The organism is Acidovorax sp. HMWF018 (assembly GCF_003061035.1).
Lineage (GTDB): Bacteria > Pseudomonadota > Gammaproteobacteria > Burkholderiales > Burkholderiaceae_C > Acidovorax > Acidovorax delafieldii.
Genome location: NZ_QAIM01000487.1, coordinates 1 through 4,504, shown reverse-complemented (window position 1 = coordinate 4,504; position 4,504 = coordinate 1). Strand labels below are relative to the sequence as shown.

The 4,504-nt window shown below is 67.0% G+C and carries 4 protein-coding genes and 1 pseudogene; 3 read left to right on the top strand and 2 right to left on the bottom strand.

Going from position 1 to position 4,504, the window contains the following annotated elements; all coding sequences use genetic code 11:
* Positions 1-1,498, bottom strand: a 1,498-nt coding sequence (locus tag DBR23_RS31355) for a CarD family transcriptional regulator (protein WP_369882147.1), incomplete at its 3' end; no start/stop codon positions are given.
* A 97-nt stretch (positions 1,499-1,595) separates the two neighbouring features.
* Between DBR23_RS31355 and DBR23_RS20750 the strand changes: the two genes are divergently transcribed.
* Positions 1,596-2,510: a 2-C-methyl-D-erythritol 4-phosphate cytidylyltransferase gene (locus DBR23_RS20750; RefSeq protein WP_082522473.1), complete on the top strand. Its 915-nt coding sequence runs from the start codon at positions 1,596-1,598 to the stop codon at positions 2,508-2,510.
* Positions 2,511-2,624: 114 nt separating this feature from the next.
* Complete coding sequence (ispF, locus tag DBR23_RS20745; protein ID WP_108499458.1) at positions 2,625-3,104, top strand: 2-C-methyl-D-erythritol 2,4-cyclodiphosphate synthase; 480 nt, start codon at positions 2,625-2,627, stop codon at positions 3,102-3,104.
* Between the two features lie 45 nt (positions 3,105-3,149).
* Here the strand turns inward: ispF and DBR23_RS20740 are convergent, their stop codons facing one another.
* A complete protein-coding gene (locus tag DBR23_RS20740; protein WP_108499457.1) occupies positions 3,150-4,187 on the bottom strand; it encodes a LacI family DNA-binding transcriptional regulator in 1,038 nt (345 codons plus the stop codon).
* 221 nt (positions 4,188-4,408) lie between these two features.
* Between DBR23_RS20740 and DBR23_RS20735 the strand changes: the two are divergent.
* Positions 4,409-4,504: pseudogene (locus tag DBR23_RS20735) on the top strand (5-dehydro-4-deoxyglucarate dehydratase); the annotation flags it as partial.

Genomic DNA, 4,504 nt, shown 5'->3' with positions numbered 1-4,504 from the left:
CGTCCATGTTGACCAGGCCGCGGTAGCGGCCGATGCCGTGCGCGCTGTGGACCACGGGGTCGCCCACGTTGAGCTCGGCCAGGTCCTTGATCAGCGCCTCGACGTCGCTCACCTGCTCCTGCTTTTTGCGGCGGCGCGTGGTGGGGCCGGCGGCGAAGAGCTCGGTCTCGGTGACGAAGTCGATACCGTCCTCGATCCAGCTGAAGCCCACGGTGAGGCCGGCGGTGGCGATGCCCACCTTCTCGTCGTCCGCGCCCTGGAACTCGGCCAGCGAGTCAAAGGCCGGCGGGTTTACCCCGCTGGCGCGCAGAAAGTCGAGCAGGCTCTCGCGCCGGCCATCGCTCTCAGCCAGCAGCAGCACGCGGTGTTGCGTGTTGCGGAGGTGGGCGTGCAGACGGGCCAGCGGGTCCTCGGCACCACGCACCACCGACAGGTCGCCGAGCTTCTGGAAGTGCGGGTTGTCGGCAATGTCCTCCACGCCGGGGCGGATGGACAGCTGGGCATGCTCCTTGGCGCGCGTGTAGAACTGGTCGGCCGACAGGAACAGCGCCTCGGGTGGCAGCACCGGGCGCTCGGGGTCGCCCTGCACCAGGCGAAAGCGGTCTTTAGTGTCCTGCCAGAAGCGCTGGAAGGCGGGCTCCAGGTCGCCGTGCAGCACCACGGTGGCTTCGCCGCCCAGGTAGTCGAACACGGTGGCGGTCTCGTCGAAGAACAGCGGCAGGTAGTACTCGATGCCGGCCGTGGCCACGCCCGCGCCCATGTCCTTGTAGATGCGGCTTTTGGTCGGGTCGCCCTCGAGCATCTCGCGCCAGCGGCTGCGGAATTTGGCGCGCGCCTCGTCGTCCATGGGGAACTCGCGCCCGGGCAGCAGGCGCACCTCGGGCACGGGGTACAGGCTGCGCTGGCTGTCGGGGTCGAAGGTGCGGATGCTGTCGATCTCGTCGTCGAACAGGTCCACGCGGAAGGGTACGAGCGAGCCCATGGGGAACAGGTCGATCAGCCCGCCGCGCACGGCGTACTCGCCCGGGCTCACCACCTGCGAGACATGGCTGTAGCCCGCCAGCGTGAGCTGGGCCTTGAATTTGGCCTCGTCGAGCTTTTGCTTGACCTTGAAGTGGAAGGTGTAGCCCGCGAGGAAGGAGGGCGGCGCGAGCCGGTACAACGCGGTGGTGGCGGGCACCAGCACCACATCGGCTTCGCCTTGCGAAATGCGCCACAGCGTGGCCAGTCGCTCGCTGATCAGGTCTTGGTGCGGGGAGAAGGTGTCGTAAGGCAGCGTCTCCCAGTCGGGGAACAGTGCGCAGCGCAGGCCCGGCGCAAAAAAGGCCATTTCGTCGATGAGCCGCTGTGCATCGGTGGCGTCGGACGTGACGATGGCGGTGGTGTGGCCAGCGGCCTTGTCGCGCTCGGCCAGGCGTGCCAGCAGCAGGGAGTCGGCGCTGCCCACGGGGCGGGGCAGGGCAAAGCGTTTTCCGGGGGAGAGTTTGGGGAGTTCCATGCGGACGGTGTCGTCAGTGGGCCCACCGCATCCCCAGGGGCGCGAAACACGCACGGGCTGGATCGGGGGCAACGGGAGATTTTAGAATGAGCGCTCCATGACTGCTCCTCTGTTGCACCCTTCGCTCACCCCCTTGTCGGCCCAAGGGCGTTTTTGGGCCTTGGTGCCCTGTGCAGGGGTCGGGTCGCGGGCCGTGCCGGCAGGCGCAGGCATGGCCCCTTCCGCACAGCCTGTGCAGGCATCGACCGTGGCGGCTTTTTCGCCCACCTCAGCGCTGTCTGCCAATGCACCCGTGGCGGTTGCCCCGTTGCCCAAGCAATACCACCTGGTGGCAGGCCATCCGATGGTGCTGCACACACTGGCTGCGTTTGCCGGAGTCGGGCGCTTGCTGGGTACGCTGGTGGCCGTGGCGCCGGGGGATCACTTTCTGGATGCCCATGCCCATCCCGCATTTTTTGTGGTGGAGTGTGGTGGCCCCACGCGTGCCGACACGGTGCTGGGTGGCCTCAAGGCGCTACTGGATCGTGGTGCCCAGCCTGGCGACTGGGTGCTGGTGCATGACGCAGCGCGTTGCCTCGTGACCTCAGAGCAGATCGATGCGCTCATCGACCAATGCGCGGGCGACAGTGTGGGTGGCCTGCTGGCGCACAAGCTGGCCGACACGCTCAAGACTTCCATCGACGGTCCGGGGGGCGTGCGCGTGGCCTCCACCGTGGACCGCAGCGACAAGTGGCTGGCGCAGACGCCGCAGATGTTCCGCATCGGCCCGCTGATGGAGGCCATCGACAAGGTGGGCTCCAACGTGACTGATGAAGCCAGTGCAATGGAGGCCCTGGGTTTTCACCCCCGGCTGGTGCCCGGCGGGGCGCAGAATTTCAAGGTCACTTACCCGGACGATTTCGCGCTGGCGGCTGCGGTGCTGGCCCAGCGTGCGCACAGCACCACGCTGGAGCGCTTTGGCGGGGAGCGGGGGCAGGTGAGTACGGCCCCTGGCAAGAAGAATCTTTTTTAGTCCGCTGCGCATGGCGCTGCCGGCATCACTGGCGCGCTGACTGCGTTGCTCATCGGGGGAAACCGTCCGACGTTCCCCGCGACTCCTCACACAAACCTTCACAAAGGCAGACAAATGAATTTCAGGATTGGAGCAGGTTGGGACGTACATGCGCTGGTGCCCGGCCGCCGCCTGGTGATTGGTGGGGTGGAGATCCCTCACCCGACAGGCCTGCTGGGCCACTCGGACGCCGACGTACTGCTGCACGCCATCACCGACGCGCTGCTGGGCGCTGCGGCACTGGGAGACATTGGCCGCCATTTCCCCGACACCGATGCCGCGTTCCGGGGCGCAGACTCGGGCGTGCTGCTGGCCGAGGCGGCGCGGCGGGTGCGCGCAGCGGGCTTTGAGATCGGCAACATCGACAGCACGGTCGTCGCCCAGGCCCCACGCCTGGCGGCGCACATCCCCGGCATGCGGGCCGCCATCGCGCGCGCGGTGGGTGTGGCAGAGGACCAGGTCAATGTGAAAGCCAAGACGGCCGAGCGCCTGGGCCCGGTGGGGCAGGGGCTGGCCATGGAGGCACGGGCCATAGCGCTGGTCTACCGGGCGTAAGCCGCAGGGGATTGGCCCGGCCTTTGGCGCAGGGTCTTGCAGCGCTCAGCTGCTGCTGCGCTCCACGATGGAAAAGCCGATGTCCACCACGGGCTGGGCGACTGCCTTGCCCTCGGCCCGGTCGGCAATCCACTGAGCCGCTGTCTGGCCCATGCGCGTGCCGTCGATGCGCACGGTGGAAAGAGCCGGGCTGACGGTCTCGGCAAAGTCGATGTCGCCAAACCCCATCACCGCGAGTTGCTGAGGCACTGCGATTGCGCGGGCCCTAGCTTCGGTGAGCACGCCCAGGGCGAGCATGTCGGAGCTGCAGAACACTGCGTCGATATCGGGCACGTCGGCCAGCAGGGCTGCGAGCCCTGCACGGCCATCTGCGTGGGTGGTGGGTGATTTACCCAGTCGCACGGCGGGCGGGCGCAGACCCAGGTGCGCGGCTGCGTCTGCAAAGCCCTGAGCGCGCCGCGCCGCGCGCTCGTCTCCGCCACTGAGCAGCGCCAGCCGTCGCCGTCCCCTGGCGAACAGGTGCTCGCACACGGCGGCGCCCAGCGCTTCGTGGCGCAGGCCAACCAGCATGTCGATGGGGGTGTCCGTGAAGTCCCAGGTTTCCACCACCGGAATGCCCGAGGCCATCAGCAACCGCCGCCCCTCGGGTGAGTGCATGACCCCCGTGAGCACGATCCCATCGGGCCGCCGGCCCACGATGGCGCGCAGCAGCTCGTCTTCGCGTGAACGGGCATAGCCCACCTGGCCCACCATGACCTGAAAGCCGCGCAGTTCCAGCGCATCGGTGAGGGCCTGCACCATTTCACCAAACAGTGGCCCCGTGAGCGTGGGGACCAGCGCCGTCACCACATGGCTGCGCGCCGAACGCAACCCGCCTGCCACGAGGTTGGGTACATAGCCCAAGGCGGAAACGGCTTCCTGAACCCGTTGCCGTGTGCGCTCAGACACCTGCTGCGGCGTGTTGATGGCGCGTGACACGGTAATCATCGACACGCCAGCCCGTTCGGCCACCTCGCGCAGCGTGACCGCCGAGCGGTCGCGGCCGGAGGGTGGGGCAGTGCGGGCCGGATCAGGAGCTTGCATGGTGGTGGAGTCTAAAGGGCGCGTGACCTCGGGCTGGCACCGTGCACGCCCCTGTGCGACGGCACTCCAGTGAAATTCTTCAACATAAGGGTTTTCACCATGTTGTCTGATGATGTTAACGTTAACATTTGCATAAATCGCAGAAATTCCCCCTTTTTGAGCAGAAATTCTGTGACATGTACGACCTTCGAGGAACTCTTACCCAACGCCCGCTTTTCACTATGACCCCGCAAGAACTCAAAACCATCATGGGCTCCGGCCTGCTCTCGTTCCCCATCACCGACTTCGACGAGCAGGGCAACTTCCGCCCCAAGACC